The organism is Bifidobacterium aerophilum, from assembly GCF_010667685.1.
GTDB classification, from domain to species: Bacteria; Actinomycetota; Actinomycetes; order Actinomycetales; family Bifidobacteriaceae; genus Bifidobacterium; species Bifidobacterium aerophilum.
Window position 1 is genome coordinate 42,810 of record NZ_WHZW01000002.1, and the last position, 17,210, is coordinate 60,019.

10 protein-coding genes are annotated in these 17,210 nt (G+C 65.9%); 2 read left to right on the forward strand and 8 right to left on the reverse strand.

What is annotated here, in order from left to right:
• Positions 1–63: 63 nt before the first annotated feature.
• Entirely contained in the window at positions 64–1,926 is a 1,863-nt protein-coding gene (ilvD, locus tag GFD25_RS01135; RefSeq protein WP_163229118.1) for a dihydroxy-acid dehydratase, read from the reverse strand.
• 69 nt (positions 1,927–1,995) lie between these two features.
• Positions 1,996–2,562, reverse strand: coding sequence for a 3'-5' exonuclease (locus tag GFD25_RS01140; RefSeq protein WP_163229120.1), 567 nt, complete (start codon positions 2,560–2,562; stop codon positions 1,996–1,998).
• A 160-nt stretch (positions 2,563–2,722) separates the two neighbouring features.
• Here GFD25_RS01140 and GFD25_RS01145 point away from each other — a divergent pair, with 160 nt between their 5' ends.
• On the forward strand, positions 2,723–4,891 hold the full coding sequence (locus GFD25_RS01145; protein WP_163229122.1) for an elongation factor G: 2,169 nt from the start codon (positions 2,723–2,725) through the stop codon (positions 4,889–4,891).
• A 58-nt stretch (positions 4,892–4,949) separates the two neighbouring features.
• Here the strand turns inward: GFD25_RS01145 and GFD25_RS01150 are convergent, their stop codons facing one another.
• Positions 4,950–7,643, reverse strand: a complete 2,694-nt coding sequence (locus GFD25_RS01150) for a bifunctional lysylphosphatidylglycerol flippase/synthetase MprF (RefSeq protein WP_420837535.1) — start codon at positions 7,641–7,643, stop codon at positions 4,950–4,952.
• Complete coding sequence (locus GFD25_RS01155; RefSeq protein WP_163229124.1) at positions 7,640–9,016, reverse strand: alpha/beta hydrolase; 1,377 nt, start codon at positions 9,014–9,016, stop codon at positions 7,640–7,642. The genes GFD25_RS01150 and GFD25_RS01155 overlap by 4 nt, the downstream gene beginning before the upstream one ends.
• Positions 9,017–9,324: 308 nt before the next feature.
• Here GFD25_RS01155 and GFD25_RS01160 point away from each other — a divergent pair, with 308 nt between their 5' ends.
• Entirely contained in the window at positions 9,325–11,538 is a 2,214-nt protein-coding gene (locus GFD25_RS01160; RefSeq protein WP_163229126.1) for an LTA synthase family protein, read from the forward strand.
• Positions 11,539–11,715: 177 nt separating this feature from the next.
• Here the strand turns inward: GFD25_RS01160 and purD are convergent, their stop codons facing one another.
• The 4 genes from purD to GFD25_RS01180 all read right to left on the reverse strand — a co-directional run bounded on the left by purD (position 11,716) and on the right by GFD25_RS01180 (position 17,124).
• Positions 11,716–12,987 carry a phosphoribosylamine--glycine ligase gene (gene purD / locus GFD25_RS01165; protein WP_163229128.1) on the reverse strand — a complete coding sequence of 424 codons (1,272 nt, stop codon included), beginning with the start codon at positions 12,985–12,987 and terminating at the stop codon, positions 11,716–11,718.
• Positions 12,988–13,046: 59 nt separating this feature from the next.
• Complete coding sequence (gene purM, locus GFD25_RS01170) at positions 13,047–14,084, reverse strand: phosphoribosylformylglycinamidine cyclo-ligase (RefSeq protein WP_163229131.1); 1,038 nt, start codon at positions 14,082–14,084, stop codon at positions 13,047–13,049.
• Between the two features lie 63 nt (positions 14,085–14,147).
• On the reverse strand, positions 14,148–15,656 hold the full coding sequence (gene purF, locus GFD25_RS01175) for an amidophosphoribosyltransferase (protein ID WP_163229133.1): 1,509 nt from the start codon (positions 15,654–15,656) through the stop codon (positions 14,148–14,150).
• 163 nt (positions 15,657–15,819) lie between these two features.
• The gene (locus GFD25_RS01180) at positions 15,820–17,124 is read right to left on the reverse strand and encodes a LacI family DNA-binding transcriptional regulator (RefSeq protein ID WP_163229135.1); all 1,305 of its coding nucleotides are present in this window, start codon (positions 17,122–17,124) and stop codon (positions 15,820–15,822) included.
• Positions 17,125–17,210 lie beyond the last annotated feature (86 nt).

Consider the following 17,210-nt stretch of genomic DNA (forward strand, 5'->3'; position numbering starts at 1 on the left):
TCCCCGGAGGAAAGACCCTTGCGGCGTCACGGTTTCATGCCCCGTGACGGACGGAAACCGCTATCAGGCGAGGCCGGAGAGCTTGTTGATAAGCTCCGGATCTCGCGTGGCTCCCTTGTCGGCGGAACGCGCGAAGGCGGCGTACGCCTTGAGCGCCTGCGACACCTTGCGGTCGCGGTGCGCCACGTAGCCGTCGCCGGCCTCAAGCTCGGCACGACGCTCGGCCAGCTGCTCGTCGGTCAGCTCCACGTTCACGGAACGGTTCTCGATGTCGATGTTGATGATGTCGCCGTTCTTGATGAGCGCGATCGGGCCCTTGTTCGCCGCCTCGGGAGCGATGTGGCCGATCGCCAGACCCGAGGAGCCGCCGGAGTAGCGGCCGTCGGTCAGCATGGCGACCTGCTTGCCGATGCCCTTGCCCTTGACGAAGGAGGTCGGGTACAGCATCTCCTGCATGCCCGGGCCGCCCTTCGGACCCTCGTAGCGGATCACCAGCGCCATGCCCGGCTTCAGGGTGTCGTTGAGGATGACCTCGATGGCCTGCTCCTGCGATTCGACGACCAGCGCCGGTCCGCGGAACTTCCAGATCTCCTGCGGCACGCCGGCGGTCTTCACCACGCAGCCGTCGGGCGCGAGGTTGCCGCGCAGCACGGCCAGACCACCCTCGTGGATCTCCGGGTGGTCGATGTCGTGGATCGCGCCGTTCACGCGGTCGGTGTCGAGCGAATCGAACAGCGTCTCATGCGTCCATGGTTCCGGCGACGTGATGTGGCCCGGAGCCGCATGGTACATGGTCTTGGCCTCTTCGGTGCAGGTCGGGCGCATGATGTCCCAATCGTCCAGCTTGGCCTCAAGCGACGGGTAGTCGACCGAATGCACGTCGCGGTGCAGCTTGCCGGCGCGATCCAGCTCGCCGAGGATGCCGGTGATGCCGCCCGCGCGGTGCACGTCGGAGATCTCCCACTTGCCGGACGGGGAAGCCTTGCAGATGCACGGCACGGTGTGCGAGATGCGCTCGATGTCGTCCAGCGTGAAGTCCACGTCGGCCGACTGCGCCATCGCGAGGATGTGCAGCACGGTGTTCGTGGAGCCGCCCATCGCGACGTCCATCGTCATCGCGTTCTCGAACGCGTGCTTGGTCGCGATCGAACGCGGCAGCACGGAATCGTCGTCTTCCTTGTAGTAGCGGTTCGCGATGTGCACGATCTCGCGCGCGGCCTTGCGGAACAGCTCCTTGCGGAAGCCGTGCGAGGCCAGGATCGTGCCGTTGCCCGGCAGGGCCAGGCCGATCGCCTCGGTCAGGCAGTTCATCGAGTTCGCGGTGAACATGCCGGCGCACGAGCCGCAGGTCGGGCACACGGTCTTCTCGTAGTTGAGCAGGTCCTCCTCCGAGATGTTGTCGTCGGCGGACGCGTACATCACGGAGATCAGGTCGGTGTTCTTCTTGACGGTGCCGTCGGCGAGCACCGTGGTGCCGGCCTCCATCGGGCCGCCGGAGACGAAGATCGTCGGGATGTTCAGGCGCAGCGCGGCCATGAGCATGCCCGGCACGACTTTGTCGCAGTTCGGGATGCAGATCAGCGCGTCGGCGCAGTGCGCGTTCACCTGGTATTCGACCGTGTCGGCGATGATGTCACGGCTCGGCAGGGAGTACAGCATGCCGGTGTGGCCCATCGCGATGCCGTCGTCCACGGCCATCGTGTTGAACTCGCGCGGGATGCCGCCCGCCTCCTTGATCGCCTCGGAGACGATGCGGCCGACCTTGTTGAGGTGCACATGGCCGGGAAGGAACTCGTCGAACGAGTTGGCGATGGCGATAATCGGCTTGCCGAAATCCTTGCCGTCGACGCCGGCGGCACGGTAGAGGGCTCGGGCGCCCGCGAATACGCGCCCATTCATCAGTTTCGCGGATCTCATTTCTGCCATGGCTCTATTCAAGCCCTTTATAGAGACACGCGTGTTGTCAATAGTCGGATAGTGGAATTCACACAGCGTTTACATTACCGTGTCCGCATCCGCCGTCTCCCCGAGGCGTTCGCGATCGTACGCGCGCATCCATTCGAAGCACATGCGCGTCTGTTCGGCATCGGCCAGGGCGCGGTGCTCCTCCACGTCGGCGATGCCGAACCGCTGGATCAGGTCGAGCAGACGATGATGGCGCTCGTTCGGGAACATTGCACGGCTCATCTCCAGCGTGTCGATCACGCGGTTCGGCACCGGGCGGTCCAGCAGGCGCTCGGCGGCGACGGCGATGAACCGGATGTCGAAACGGGCGATGTTGTGGCCGATCAGCGCATCGTCGCCGCACCAGTCGAGGAACACGGGCAGCACGTCTTCGAGATCGGGGGCCGGTTCGAGCATGTCGGACGTGATGCCGGTCAGCTGCGTGATCCGCCAGTGCAACGGGCGATGAGGATTGACCAGCTGCTGGAACGTGGCGACCGGCCTGCGGCCGCGCACCTTGACCGCGCCGAACTCGATGATCGTGTCGCGCTGCCAGCTGATGCCGGTCGTCTCCAGATCGAGCACCACGTAATCGTCGGGCAGCTGCTGCAAGGTCATCGGCGCGTCTCCATACCATCCATCGAAAGCGTTGCGGGCGCTCGCGGCCGGTCGGAAGGCGGCGAGCGCACCATCATGGCGAACTCCATATCATACAGGCACGCGCCGATGGGTATGCTGGTGGATGCAATCGCAGGCCGGCAGAGGAGTCACGGACAGAATGAAGCATATCGTCGCAGGCATTCTCGCGCATGTGGACGCGGGCAAGACCACGTTGTCCGAGGCGCTGCTGTACCAGACGGGCACGATCCGCAGGCTCGGCCGGGTCGACCACGGCGACGCGTTCCTCGACACCGACGCGATGGAGCGCGCCCGAGGCATCACGATCTTCAGCGAACCGGCCGTCATCGAATCCGGCGGCCTCGAACTCGCCCTGCTTGACACTCCCGGCCACGTCGACTTCGCGGCCGAGACGGAACGTACCCTGCGCGTGCTCGACTACGCGGTGCTCGTCGTCTCCGGCGCGGACGGCGTGCAGGGCCACACCGAGACGCTGTGGCGGCTGCTCGCGCGCTACCGGGTGCCCACGTTCCTGTTCGTCAACAAGATGGATGCGCCCGGCGCCGATCGTGCGGCGTTGCTGGCGCAGCTCAAACGCCGCTTCGGCGACGGCGTGACCGATTTCGAGGATGCAGCCGCGCCGGTCGAGACCAGCGAGGACGTCGCCATGCAGGACGAACGCGCGACGGACGCGCTGCTCGCGGACGGCGAGATCCCGCTCGACGACATCCGCCGCATGATCGTCGAACGCAAGCTGTTCCCGTGCTACTGGGGATCGGCGCTGAAAATGGACGGCGTCGACGAGTTCCTCGCCGGATTCGAACGGTACGTGCGCGAACCGTATGGTGCGGGTGATGACGGCACGCATGATGCCGCCGGCACGGACGGCGGTGACGCGTCCGAACCGTTCGGAGCACGCGTGTACAAGATCTCGCACGACGCGCAGGGCAACCGTCTGACCTGGCTCAAGGTCACCGGCGGCACGCTGCGGGCGAAGATGATGCTCACGAACGAGCGCGACGCCGGTGCGCCCGGCGGCGGCGAGACGAGCGGGCCGTGGCATGAGAAGGCCGACCAGGTGCGCGTGTACTCCGGCGCGAAGTTCACCACCGTCGAATCGGCGCCGGCCGGCGCGATCTGCGCGGTGACCGGCCTGACGCGCACGTTCCCGGGCGAGGGACTGGGATGCGAGGGCGACGCGGAAAGCCCGAGCCTGCAGCCGGTGCTGACGTACACGCTGCTGCCCGGCGACAACGACGTGCACAAATGCCTGCTCGCCCTGCAGCAGCTCGATGATGAGGATCCGCTGCTGCATGTGGTCTGGGTGCCGCGCCTGCAGGAGATCCATGTGCAGCTCATGGGCGCGGTGCAGTTGGAGATCGTGAGGCAGATCATGCACGACCGGTTCGCGTTGGACGTCGAATTCGGTCCGGGAGGCATCCTCTACCGCGAGACGATCACTCATGCGGTCGAAGGCGTCGGCCATTTCGAACCATTGCGGCATTATGCGGAGGCGCACATTCTGCTCGAACCGGGCGAGCCGGGAAGCGGCCTGAGCTTCGCGAGCGCGGTGAGCGAGGATATGCTTGCGCGCAATTGGCAGCGTCTGATTCTCACGCATGTGGCGGAGAAGGAGCATTTGGGCGTGCTGACCGGTTCGCCGATCACCGATATGCGGTTGACCTTGGTTGCGGGCCGGGCGCATGAGAAGCATACGGAGGGCGGTGATTTCCGTCAGGCCACGTATCGTGCGATACGGCAGGGGCTGATGATGGCGAGGGCCGAGGGCGATGTGTCGGGGTATGGAAGCGATGCCGAGTCCGACGTGTCGGGCGATGCCGGTTCCGTGGCGGTCCGAGGCGGCGATGCCGGTGCGATCGGCGGCCGCGACGATGGCGACGGCCGTCCGGTCGGGCAGGGTTGGTGCCGGCTGTTGGAGCCGTGGTATCGCTTCCGTCTGGAGGTGCCGCAGGATATGGTCGGCCGTGCGATGGCCGACGTCCAGCGCATGTCGGGATCGTTCGACCCGGTGACGACGGACGGGGAGTATGCGGTGCTGGCCGGGGACTGCCCGGTCAGTGAGATGCGTGACTATGCGATGGACGTGAACGCCTACACGCACGGGCTGGGCAGGCTGTCATGCACGTTCGGGGGATACCGGCCGTGCCACGACGCCGACGAGGTGATCCGCGAGGCCGCCTACGATCCCGAATCCGATCTCGACAACATCCCCGATTCGGTGTTCTGCGCGCATGGCGCCGGCTATCCGGTCAAGTGGTACAAGGTTCCCGAGTTCATGCACCTCGACTACGCGGCCGCCACGGAATGATATTGCGCGCGAACCAACGCACAAGCGCCATTCGGCGTTGGTTCGCGCGCAGGGGACGTTACCGTTGGAGGGTCTTGATCATGGCCAGCGCCTCGGCCGCGCTGACGGAGGGCACGTAGGCGCGCATGACCGCAAGCCCCAGCTGCGGCAGCATCGCCGGATCCGGATAGCACACGTACACCGGGTCCTCGCCGGGCTGGAATTTGCGTTTGAAGTTGAACAGGGAATGGAACCCGTACGCCGGTTCCATCCAGTCGGCCACGATCTGCAGCGCGTGCTGCAGCATCGCCGTGCCCGTATCGGTATGCCCGCTTTCGTCCGTGTTGTCGCGGTCCGGGTTCATGCCGGCCAGCGGCGCGGCCGACAGGCTCATGAACTCGGCGGCCCGGTCCGGATCGGCCTGGCCCTCGTCGCGCAGCCGTTCGGCCATGCGCGCGATGAGGAACTCCATGATGCCGTTCGGCGAATCGGTGCGGTGCCGCATGAAGTCCAGCGTCCAGCCGACGATGCGCCCGTCGCGCCATGTCGGCAGCCAGCTGGTGACGCCCAATACCAGGCCGTCCGCGTCGACCGCGTACAGGATCCGCACCCGCGGGTCGCGCAGCTCCTCGACGCCGCCCAGCGTGAACTTCATCTCCGGCAGCGCCTTCTCGCCGGCCCACTGTTCGGAGATCTCCTCGATCTGCTCGCGCACGTCCGAACCGGCATCGTCGAACGTCGTCAGCACGTCCACGATGCCGTCGCGCTTCGCCTTGTTGATCGCCGTGCGAATGTCCTGCCATTTCTTGCCGGTCGTCTTCCACGCGCGCGGATCGACGACCATCTCGCCGCCCACCTCCAGCGAATACCAGCCGGAATCCACCAACGCGTCACGCTGTTCGCGATGCACCGCATAGAACGCCGGAGTCCACGAATTCGTCGCGCAGAACCGGGCGAACTCGCGCAGGTCGGTCAGCCATTCGCCGCGCTCGCCGAACGGGCCGGTGCAGGTCAGGGCGATGCCGTTGATCACACGGTACGCCACCGCCGAACGGCCGGTGGGGGAGAACCAGTACCGGTTGCCCTCCCACGTGGCCATGAAACTCATCGACTCGCCGCCATGCTCGACCAGGCCGTCCGCCACGCGCCGCGCACGCTCGTCATCCACAAGCATGTCGCGCATCCACCGGGCGCATACGATCAGCACCATCGTCCAGAACACGAAACCGACGCCCTGATACACGACGGACGACAGGAACGTCACCGGCATGAACCGCAGCCGGGTATGACTCAGGAACCCGATCGGCACGAACCGGCCCGGCAATTCGACCAGCAGGTCGGACGGGGTGGCCGTGGGCCTGAAATCATGCGGATGAGACAGACCGAACCCCAGATAGACGGCCATGCACGCCAGCAGCGTGGCCACGATCGCGGCAAGCCCGCGCCACACATGCCGGGCATCGGTGCGAATCGGGAAATGCCGCAACGACATGAGCAATGCGACCGCGAACCCCGCCGGCAGCACCGCGTTCACCACGCACGCCGTGATCGCGCCGTGGCTGGCCAACGAAACCAGTCCGTCCGGCGCGAACGCCAACGGCATCACCAGATAATAGGCGACGGCGATCACGGTCGCGCCCAGATCGCAGACGGCCGTTACCCATGCGGCGAGCCGGCGGCCCCGGTACAAGCCCCACGCCATGAGCGCCATCACCGCGGTCGGCAGCAGCGAACGCAGGATCGCGCCCGGCATCGAGGAACGCAGCAGATCAAACTGGAAGAAACACCCGTGCCGCGCGGTGCCGGCCAGGCGCGCGGCCAGACGGGCGGTATCCGGATCGACCGGGCTGAGCAGCAGGCCGAGCGAACTCAACGGTCCGGCATGGGCGGGGGATGTGACGGCCAGAATCGGACCGAGCGCGAGCACCAGCGCGAACGCGGCGAACATGCGGCGCGCCTCGAACGACGTGCTCAACTGCCAGTGCATCGGATCGACATGCGCGACGGCGGTGCCGTCGCGCTTCGCCATGAGCGAGCCGATCAGATGGCCGGTCAGCGCCGCCGCCAGCATGCAGTAGGTGCCGGGATTGCCGCTGAACAGCAGCACGGCGACGATCGACGCGTAGCCGATCAGCCGCATGCGCCGCCGCCACAGCGGACGGCTGAACGCGCTCGCCGCCATGAGCATGCCCACGCCGAGGGTCAGCGGGCTGAGCACGAACCGGACACGGTCGATGACGGGCGTGCCCTGCATCAGCGCCGCGAAACCGGCGCACAGCGACAGTCCGATCAGCGTGCCGATCAGCGCGGATACCATGCCGGTGAGCAGCATGCGTACGCGTCCCAGCAGCGGTTCCGACAGCGAGAACATCACCAGCAGCAGCACGACGTCGATCATCAGCTGCAGGACGCCTCGCGCCAGCAACAGCGTCGTCAGCAGTTTCGGAAGACTGAATTCGCCCATCGACGTGGTCAGTTCGGTCAGCGGCAGTCCGTGACCGAGCATGGCGGCGACGATCCAGACGACCATGTTGCAGACCGCGAACGTGGCGACGAACCAGACCGAGAACAGATGGCTCATGATCCATGCGCGCACGTCGCCGGACAACGCGCGCAGGGCGGGGGAGTGCCGTGTGCGGGGACGACTGCGGCGTTCGGTGCGGGCGACGGCGGATGTGCCGGTCCGCGTGCCGGACTTCGACGGCTGCTTCGCGGGCGCCGGCAATTGCTGCGCGGACCGTGCCGCCGAATTGATGCTTGCGGGGGTGTTCATCGAATCACCTTCAGTCTTGTGTAGTCCGACCATGTCTTGTGTGTTGCTCCTAATCCGATCCGCGCGCACCACCACGGCAGCGCCGCCTGAAGCGTCGCGTTCACCGCATGCCAGTCATGCCCGGTGCCGGGCACTTCCAGCGTGACCGTGTCCATGCCGGCCTCGCGGGCCGCCTTGCCGATCGTGCGCACGTTGGCGACGGACGCGGTGTCGTTCTCGCCGGCCGCCAGCACCGCCGCCTGATCGGACGGCGCGTGCGCGGCGATCGCGTTCACCGGCACCTGCTCCTCGTACTTCGCGCGATCACCGCCGAAATACGAGGCGACCAGGTGATCCACGCCGCCGTCGGTCGGTGCGATCTCACCGTCCACGGCGATCATCGTGCCGAACAGGTCGGGATGGCGCGGAGCCAGCTGCGTCGAACAGGTGCCGCCCTGCGAGAACCCGCCGATCGCCCAATCCTTCGTGTTTGCAGACGCTGGCAGATGGGCCCGGATCCAATCCGGCACGTCCCGCGTCAGATACGTTTCCGCCTTGCCGTGTTTCGTCGTGTCGGCGCACAGGCTGTTGATCGTGTCCGCGCCGTTCTGATCGGGCGAGACGACGATCGGGGCGAGCCCGTCATGGGCGGCGGCGTAGTCGTCGAGCAGCGTGGCGATGCCGCTGGCCGACATCGCACGACCCGGACTGCCCGGCTGGCCGGCGAGCAGGATCAGCACCGGCAGGCGCGGCGGCGTCTCGCTCAACGCCGCCGGCGGCATCCAGACCAGCGCGTCGCGCGCCCGGAACCCGGAGTGCGAATTGTCGATATGCTGCGAATACGTTGTGCCGTGGTCCGGCATGGACGGCAGCTCGCCGTCCTCCGCCAGCTTGCGCCATTGCGCCACGCTGATCGAGGCGTCCTTCAAACCGGCCGAGTCGACGGACCGGTACGGCGAATAGTTGAACAACGCCCCGAGCGTCTGGTATTCGCCGTAGATCGCGTCGATGCGCAATCCCGTGCACACCAGCAGCACCGGCACCATGAGCACCGCGATCACGCGACGCAGCCTGTGCGCCCGCACCGCCGTCGCGATCGCGAATCCCACGGTGGCACACCCGGCAGCGGCCGTGAAGATCACCGGCCATCCCAGCGAAACGCCGAACACCATGATCCCGTCCGAGATCAGCCAGGCCGTCAGCAATCCCAACGCGCCGCCGCCGACCGCGGCCATCGCCTGACCGAACAACAGCCTGCGGTCATCGCGCAACGCCTGCCATACGATCAGCAATACCAGCCCGGCCGCGCCCAACGCATACGCCACCGCGGGCACAGGGCCGGACACCAGTTCCATCGACATCAACGAGCGGACCCAAGACGCCGATCCCTCCATGTTTCACGCCTCCCATATACAGCCCAACCGCGCTAGTGTAGGCGCGTAATCTGCAAACGCGAATCCATCGCGGGAATGATCTTGGCTCATCATGCCGGCCGATACGAGTGTCGCCCCGCACAGCCGGGCGGAAAAACGAAACAATCGTGAACGTTGCGTGCGCGATGCCCGCTTTGTCAGCAACGGCGAGGACAATATATGCGACATGCCGTCAAGCGAGGGGACGATCGGGTTCGGTAGCCCGGCTCCGATGACGGCTGACCGTGAAGCAAGCAGACAGTGACAGACTACTCGTGAAGTGCAGGTTTATGACCAACGACAAGACACCATCCGCTGTGAACGACGATGAGATCGAGGAACTGTGGATCGCGCGCAAGGGCGAGCGACCCCACGCCGCCGCACCGGCTCCGGACGCCGGCGCCGCCGAGACGAATGCCGGCGGCGCCGACGACCCGTCGGACGACGGCGCGTCCGACGAATCCGACGAGCGCGCAGAACGTGCCGAACGCCGGTGGTTCAAGTTCCGCAGCAAGCCGTTCCCCGGCTGGCTGTACGCCATCTGCTTCCTGGTGTTCGACCTCGCCGCGGTCGCCACGCTGCAGTGGGGCGTGTCGCTCAAAAGCACGCGCGTCAAGCTCTCCAGCCCGACCGTGGGCTGGGGCTTCGTCACGAAGATGTGGACCGACCTCAACTTCGTGCTCGTGCTCAACCTCATCCTGTGGGGTCTGATCTACCTGATCCTGCTCATGCTCATCAACCGGTTCTGGATCGCCACCCCGATCTTCCTCGCCGTGGCGATGACCGTCGCCGTCATCGAGCATTTCAAGGTGCAGATACGCTACGAGGCCGTGCTGCCCAGCGACCTGAACTTCCTCAAGGCCGACAAGGGCAACCTGCTGAGCTTCATGCCGCCGGGGGCGCATTGGACGATCATCGGCGCATGCTCCATCTTCGTCGGCATCGTCATGCTGTGCTACCTACTGTACCGCATCGACGGCCGTTCCGGCCGGCTCATCCGCTTCGAACACCCCGGACTCGCCGCGGCGACCCGCCTGCTGCTCATCCTCCTGCCGGCGACGTTCCTCACGCTGTACACGATGCAGGTGAGCACCGTCGGCTCCTGGGCGAAGACCTTCGCCACCGTGATGGGCGACAAGCCGAGCATGTGGGATTCCGTCTACGACGCGCAACGCAACGGCCCGCTCGTCTCGTTCACCCGCCAGCTCAACCCGCGCATCATGGAAAAGCCGAGCGACTACAGCGAGGAGACCATGAAGGCGCTCGCCGAAAAGTACGCCAAGCAGGCCGACACGATCAACGAGAACCGGTCGGGGAAGATGACCGATTCGACCGTGATCTACGTGCTGAGCGAATCGTTCTCCGACCCGTCGCGCGTGCCGGGCCTGAAGGTCAACAAGGATTCCATGCCGAACATCCGCGCGATCAAAAGCGGCACCACGTCCGGCCTGATGCTCTCGTCCGGCTACGGCGGCGGCACCGCGAACCTCGAATACATGGGCCTGACCGGCATGAGCATGGCGAACTTCGACTCGTCCCTGACCAGCCCGTACCAGCAGCTCGTGCCCGGCGAGCACTGGGCGCCCACGATCAACCAGATGTGGGGGTCGGCCGAGTTCTCCGAGGCGTTCCACCCGTACGAGTCGTCGATGTATTCGCGCGCCACGAACTACAAGAAGTTCGGCTTCTCGCATTTCTACACGCTTACGGGCAACGAGGACGGCAGCGACGTCATCAAGTACCAGGACAAGATCGACGATTCGCCGTACGTGTCCGACGAGGCGACGTACAAGAGCGCGTTGGAGGAGATCTCGAAGACCGACGACAACCAGTTCATCCAGATCATCACCATGCAGAACCACATGCCGTACAACGACTGGTATGCGAACAACGACTTCACGGCCGAATCGACCGACCCGTCGCAGCCGTTGGACACCGACGAGACCAAGTCGATCGAAACCTACCAGAAGGGCGCAAGCCTGACCGACGAGGCGACCGCGGCGTTCCTCGACGAGCTGAACAAGCTCGACAAGCCGGTCACGGTCGTGTTCTACGGCGACCACCTGCCCGGCATCTACGAGACGGCCAGCGCCGACACGAACAATTCGCTCGCGCTGCACCTGACCGACTATTTCATCTGGTCGAACGAGGCGAGCGGCTCGCAGGGCACGCAGATCGACAACGCCGAATACTCGTCGCCGAACTTCTTCGTCGCGCAGGCGGCGGAACACATGGACGCGAAGGTGTCGCCGTATCTGGCGTTCCTGACCGAGATGCACGCGAAGATCTCCGCGATGGAACCGCCGGTGGTCAATTCGATCCAGGGCTGGGACCGTATTCCGGAAGGCCAGAACATCTACCTCGACGCGGACGGCAATCCGATGGCCGAATCCGATTTCGACGAGGAGACCAAGCAGCTGCTGGCCGACTACCGGCTCATCCAGTACGACATCACGGCCGGCAAGAACTATCTCAAGGACACCGACTTCATGGACCTGCCGTAGTCTGCCGGCACGATCCCCAAAGCAAGAGAAGGCTCCCGAATCGGGAGCCTTCTTGGCATCAGCGATGGTTCTCATGAACCCGGCTGAATGGGTGAGTACGCGTGCGGCTTCAAGGCGCACCGAGGGAAGCGGTACTGAGTACCGCGACCGAGGAGCAACGCCGAAGACGCTCCGTACTCACCCATTCAGCGCTTTGGAGCCGATGTCGTGGCGATAGAACATGCCCGTGGTGTCGAGCGCGTCGATGATCTGGTAGACCTTGTCCTGGGCGGCCTTGATGGAGTCGGCGGAGGTTTCGACGAACAGGACGCGGCCGGAGCTGGCGACGAGGCCGTGCTTGTCGTCGCTGGTGACGCCGGCGTAGTACACGTGGGAGTCGGGGTCGACGGTGATTTCGGGGATCGGGGCTCCCTTGATCACGTTGGTCGGGTAGCCCTTGGAGGCGAGCACGACGCCGAGCGTCGCACCGTCGGTCTTCCATTCGAACGTCGGGGTTTCGCCGTTGAGGATCGCGTTGATGCCGGCGCCGAGATCGGAGGTCAGACGCGGCAGCACGACCTCGGTCTCCGGGTCGCCGAAGCGGGCGTTGAATTCGATGACCTTCGGACCGTCCGCGGTGGCGATGAGGCCGGCGTAGAGGATGCCGGTGAACGGCGTGCCTTCGGCGGCCATCGCGTCCACGGTGGGCTTGACGATCGTCTCGATCGCCTCGTCGACGACGGACTGCGGGATCTGCGGCACCGGGCTGTACGCGCCCATGCCGCCCGTGTTCGGGCCCTCGTCGTTGTCGTAGGCGCGCTTGTGGTCCTGCGAGATCGGCATGGGCCAGAATTCGGTGCCGTTGACGAAGCTCATGAGCGAGAACTCCTGGCCCTCGAGGAAGTCCTCGATGACGACCTTGGCGCCGGCGTTGCCGAAGCGGTGGTCGATGAAGATGTCGTCGAGCGCCTTGATCGCGGTGTCCTCGTCCATGGCGACGGTCACGCCCTTGCCCGCGGCCAGACCGTCGGCCTTGATGACGATCGGGGCGCCGTGCTCGCGCACGTAGGCGACGGCCGGTTCGAGCTCGTGGAACGTCTCGTACTTGGCGGTGGGGATGCCGTGGCGGACCATGAGCTGCTTGGCGAAGTCCTTGGATCCTTCGATCTGCGCGGCGGCCTTGGACGGGCCGAACGCCTTGATGCCGGCGGCGGCGAACGCGTCCACGATGCCTTCGATGAGCGGCACTTCGGGGCCGACGAACACCCAGTCGTAGCCGTTGTCCTTCACGAAGTCGATGAGCGCGGCGTGGTTCGACGTGCCGAGCGAGACGACGCGGATGCCGTCGAGCGCCATGCCCGGGTTGCCCGGGGCGACGGTGACCTCGTCGACGCTGCCGCCGCGCAGCAGGGCGTGCGCGATCGCGTGCTCGCGGGCGCCGGAACCGATGACCAGAACCTTCTGTCCCATTGTTGTTGTCCTTTCACACATAAGAGGCTCCCCTCGTCGAGGGGAGCCGAAAATCGAAACTACTTGAGCGTGATCTGCGTGCCGTCGGCATCCGGCGTGATCCTGCCGATCACGTAGCCGGCCTCGCCGTTGGACTTGAGCAGTTCGAGCGTTTCGTCGGCGCGTTCGGCCGGGACCGCCAGCACCATGCCGATGCCCATGTTGAAAATGTTGTACATCTCCATGTGATCGATCTCGCCGGCCTTCTCGAGCACGTCGAAGATCGGCAGCACCGGCCACGAGCCGAGCTTGATCTCGGCCGCAAGTCCTTCGGGGATCATGCGCGGCACGTTCTCGATGAAGCCGCCGCCGGTGATGTGCGCGACGCCCTTGACCACGCCCGCCTTGAACAGGGGGGCGAGGGCCTTCACGTAGATCTTGGTCGGGGTGAGCAGCACGTCGCCGAGCTTGGCGCCGCCGAGCTCGGCCAGCTCGGTGTCGACGGTGTAGCCGGCCTGCTCGAACAGGGCCTTGCGCACGAGGGAGAAGCCGTTGGAGTGCACGCCGGTGGACGGCAGGCCGATGAGCACGTCGCCGTCGGTGATGGTCGAACCGTCGACGATCGCGGACTTTTCGGCCACGCCGACCGCGAAGCCGGCCAGATCGTACTCGTCCTCGTCGTACATGCCCGGCATCTCGGCGGTCTCGCCGCCGATCAGGCCGGCGCCGGCCTGCACGCAGCCGTCCGCGACGCCCGCGACGACCTGCTCGAGCAGCGCCGGATCGTTCTTGCCGCATGCGATGTAGTCGAGGAAGAACAGCGGCTCGGCGCCCTGGGCGGCGATGTCGTTGACGCACATGGCCACGCAGTCGATGCCGATGGTGTCGTGCTTGCCGGCCATCTTGGCGACGACGAGCTTGGTGCCCACGCCGTCGGTGCCGGAGATCAGCACCGGCTCCTTGTAGCCGAGGGAGGCGAGGTCGAACAGGCCTCCGAAGCCGCCGATGCCGCCGACCACGCCCGGACGGTTGGTGCGCGCGACGTGCGACTTGATGCGCTTGACGACCTCGTAGCCGGCTTCGACGCTCACTCCGGCGTTCTCATAGGCTTTGGGCATGACAAACCTTTCTTGTACTGCTTTCTTGTGGAAATCTGGATGGGTGACTGATGGGAGGATCCGTTACTTCGTCGGATCGACGGTGGCGTATTCGTTGCCTTCGTACTTGCTCTTGTAGAGCGCGAACTCGGGCAGGCGCACGCGGTCCTCGGGGGTGAGCGACTTGAGGAAATCGTCCTCGTAGTCGTCCAGCGCGGTCGGGTAGTCGCCGTTGAAGTACGCGACGCACAGGCCGCCGTACGGGGCGTCCGCGCCCAGGCCGATCGACTCGACCAGGCCGTCGAGCGAGAGGAACGCGAGCGAGTCGGCGCCGATGTAGTCGCGGATCTCCTCGACGGACTTCTTCGCGGCGATGAGCTCCTTGGTCGTCGAGATGTCGATGCCGTAGAAGCACGGGTACTTGAGCGGCGGCGAGCTGATGCGCATGTGCACCTCGGCCGCGCCGGCCTCCTTGAGCAGCTGCACGATGCGCTTCGAGGTGGTGCCGCGCACGATCGAATCGTCGATGACGATCACGCGCTTGCCCTTGACGACGCCGCGCACGGCGGACAGCTTCATGCGCACGCCCTGCTCGCGCAGCTCCTGCGTCGGCTGGATGAACGTGCGGGCGACGTACTGGTTCTTGATCAGACCCATCTCGTTCGGCAGGTGCGCGGCCTCCGCGTAGCCGGATGCGGCCGACAGCGACGAGTTCGGCACGCCGATGACCATGTCGGCCTCGACCGGGGATTCGGCGGCGAGGCGCGCGCCCATGCGCTTGCGGGCGGAATGCACGTTGACGCCGTAGATGTCGGAGTCGGGGCGGGCGAAGTAGATGAACTCCATCGAGCAGATCGCCAGCTGCGTCTTGTTGGTGTACTGGACGATCTTGTAGCCGTGGTCGGAAACGACGATGATCTCGCCGGGGCGGATGTTGCGCACGAGCTCCGCGCCGACCACGTCGAGCGCGCAGGTCTCGGAGGCGAGCACGTACGCGCCGTTCTTCATGCGGCCGAGCGACAGCGGGCGGAAGCCGTTCGGGTCGAGCGCGCCGATCATCGCGTCCTCGGTCATGAGCAGGTACGCGAAGCCGCCGTGCACGGTGTTGAGCGCCTCCTTGAGCTTGTCCATGAAGGTCGGCTTGGAGGAGCGGCGGATGAGGTGCATGAGCACTTCGGTGTCGGAGTTCGAGTGGAAGATCGCGCCTTCGTCCTCGAGGCCGCGGCGCAGCGACGGGCAGTTGGTGAGGTTGCCGTTGTGGCACAGCGCCATGTCGCCGTCGTGGAAGCGGAAGATGAAGGGCTGGATGTTGTCGGTGGTGCCGGATCCGGCGGTGGCGTAGCGCACATGGCCGATGGCCTTGTCGCCCTTGAGCCGTTCGATCTCGCGCTCGTCGCCGAAGACCTGGGTTAAGAGACCCAGTCCGCGGTGGCCGATGAGGTGGCCGTTGTCGTTCGAGACGATGCCGGCGCCCTCCTGACCGCGGTGCTGGAGGGCGTGAAGCCCGAAATAGGTGAGACGGGCGGCGTCGGGATGACCCCACACGCCGAAAATGCCGCATTCTTCGTGGATATCTTCGAGTTCAGCCGACAAGCCAAAGCTCCTTCCGAACCAAGGGAGATGGGGATTTCACTAGCAATCCAGCTTATCAATTGCCGGCTACATCGCCGGTGTGCCGGTCGGGCGGCCTCTGCGCGCAAACCAACGCGAAAGCGGGTCCGGGCGTTGGTTCGCGCACGGCAGGAGCGTGATGAGGCTACTTGGCCGGGGCCACCGAGCCGCGCTCGACGAATTCGGGCGCGATCATCACGCGTCTCACCGGCCGTTCGGGTTGCATGTAGCGGGAGATGAGCAGGTCGACGCTGACCCGTCCGAGTTCCTTGTGCGCCGAGCGCAATGCGGTCAACGGCCGCGAGTTCGGCGTGATGTAGCCGTCCACCGAGATGATCGACATGTCGTCGGGTATGCGCACGCCGTGCCGTTCGAGCGTCTGCGCGAGCGACATGGCCAGCCAGTCGGAATGCACGAGCATCGCCGTCGTGCCGTCCTCGATGGCCTGTTCGGCGACCGCTTCGACCCCGACCGAATCGTACGGCGCGACGTTGGTGCGCACGAACGAACGCTCCACCGCGTCGAGGCGTCCGGTCACGGCGCGCCAGTTGTCCTCGATGTAATCGGACACCGGAGTGTGCGTGAGCGCCAGCCCGAGCCGGCGGTGTCCGAGCGCGACGAATCTGCTGACCACCTGGCGCACCCCGGTGCGGTAGTCGGTCGTCACCATGTCGAGTCCGTCCACGCCGAACGGCGGCTCGCGCTCGGCCAGCACCACCGGCACGGGGGAGTCGGCCAGCCACTGCCAGATCTCCGAGCCCTGCATGCGCACGCTCGGCGCGAGGATCAGGCCGATCACCGACGAATCGCCGAGCAGGTCCTCCACGATCGAGATCTCGTCGCCGTTGTCGTACGTGGTCGAACGCGTTTCGACGGACAGGTCGTGCGCGCCCGCCTCGCGTTCGATCGCCTGGATGGTGGACGGCCAGTTGAAGCTCGGCTCGGGGAACATCACGCCGATCGTCCCGGACATGGTGGGCGTCATGCCGTGCGATTCGTCCGCGAACCGTGCGTCGCGCGTGGCCTGCTGCTGCATGGGCGAGGCCGCGGCGATCGGGGACGGGGACAGTATCGGTGACGGAATGCTGCGCGTGCCGTTGATACCGATCTGCTGACGACGCTGGCCGACCGTCTGCTGGGACGATGCCAGCGCGGCGGGGGTCGCCTGCGGGCCGGGGGAGTAGGCGGCCTGCGCCGACTCGTCGCCGAGCGCGGTCGCGCCTCCGCGCACGCGGCGGATCAGCCCGGCGTCGGCCAGCGTGTTCAGGTCGCGGCGCACGGTGATCGGCGTGGTGTCGAGCGTGCGGGCGAGTTCGTCGACGCGCACGACGATGCCGCGCGACAACATGCCGAGGATGATGTCCTGCCGTTCTGCCGGCAGATACTTCCTGTCGCCCGGGGCCGCCGCGGTCCCGGCGGCGCCTGTGGCGGTTTCGGTGAGAACTGTCATCGCTTCTTCGCTTTCCTGCTGCACTGCGCATGACGCATGCCTTCGTCGGCATGCGGCCATGAATTACGGCACACCATAGCACAGTC

Coding starts and splice junctions, on each gene's coding strand:
- purD (WP_163229128.1), bottom strand. CDS start 12,987: ATGGGACAGAAGGTTCTGGTCATCGGTTCCGGCGCCCGCGAGCACGCG.
- GFD25_RS01150 (WP_420837535.1), bottom strand. CDS start 7,643: ATGAACACCCCCGCAAGCATCAATTCGGCGGCACGGTCCGCGCAGCAA.
- GFD25_RS01140 (WP_163229120.1), bottom strand. CDS start 2,562: ATGACCTTGCAGCAGCTGCCCGACGATTACGTGGTGCTCGATCTGGAG.
- ilvD (WP_163229118.1), bottom strand. CDS start 1,926: ATGGCAGAAATGAGATCCGCGAAACTGATGAATGGGCGCGTATTCGCG.
- GFD25_RS01160 (WP_163229126.1), top strand. CDS start 9,325: ATGACCAACGACAAGACACCATCCGCTGTGAACGACGATGAGATCGAG.
- purM (WP_163229131.1), bottom strand. CDS start 14,084: ATGCCCAAAGCCTATGAGAACGCCGGAGTGAGCGTCGAAGCCGGCTAC.
- GFD25_RS01180 (WP_163229135.1), bottom strand. CDS start 17,124: ATGACAGTTCTCACCGAAACCGCCACAGGCGCCGCCGGGACCGCGGCG.
- GFD25_RS01155 (WP_163229124.1), bottom strand. CDS start 9,016: ATGGAGGGATCGGCGTCTTGGGTCCGCTCGTTGATGTCGATGGAACTG.
- GFD25_RS01145 (WP_163229122.1), top strand. CDS start 2,723: ATGAAGCATATCGTCGCAGGCATTCTCGCGCATGTGGACGCGGGCAAG.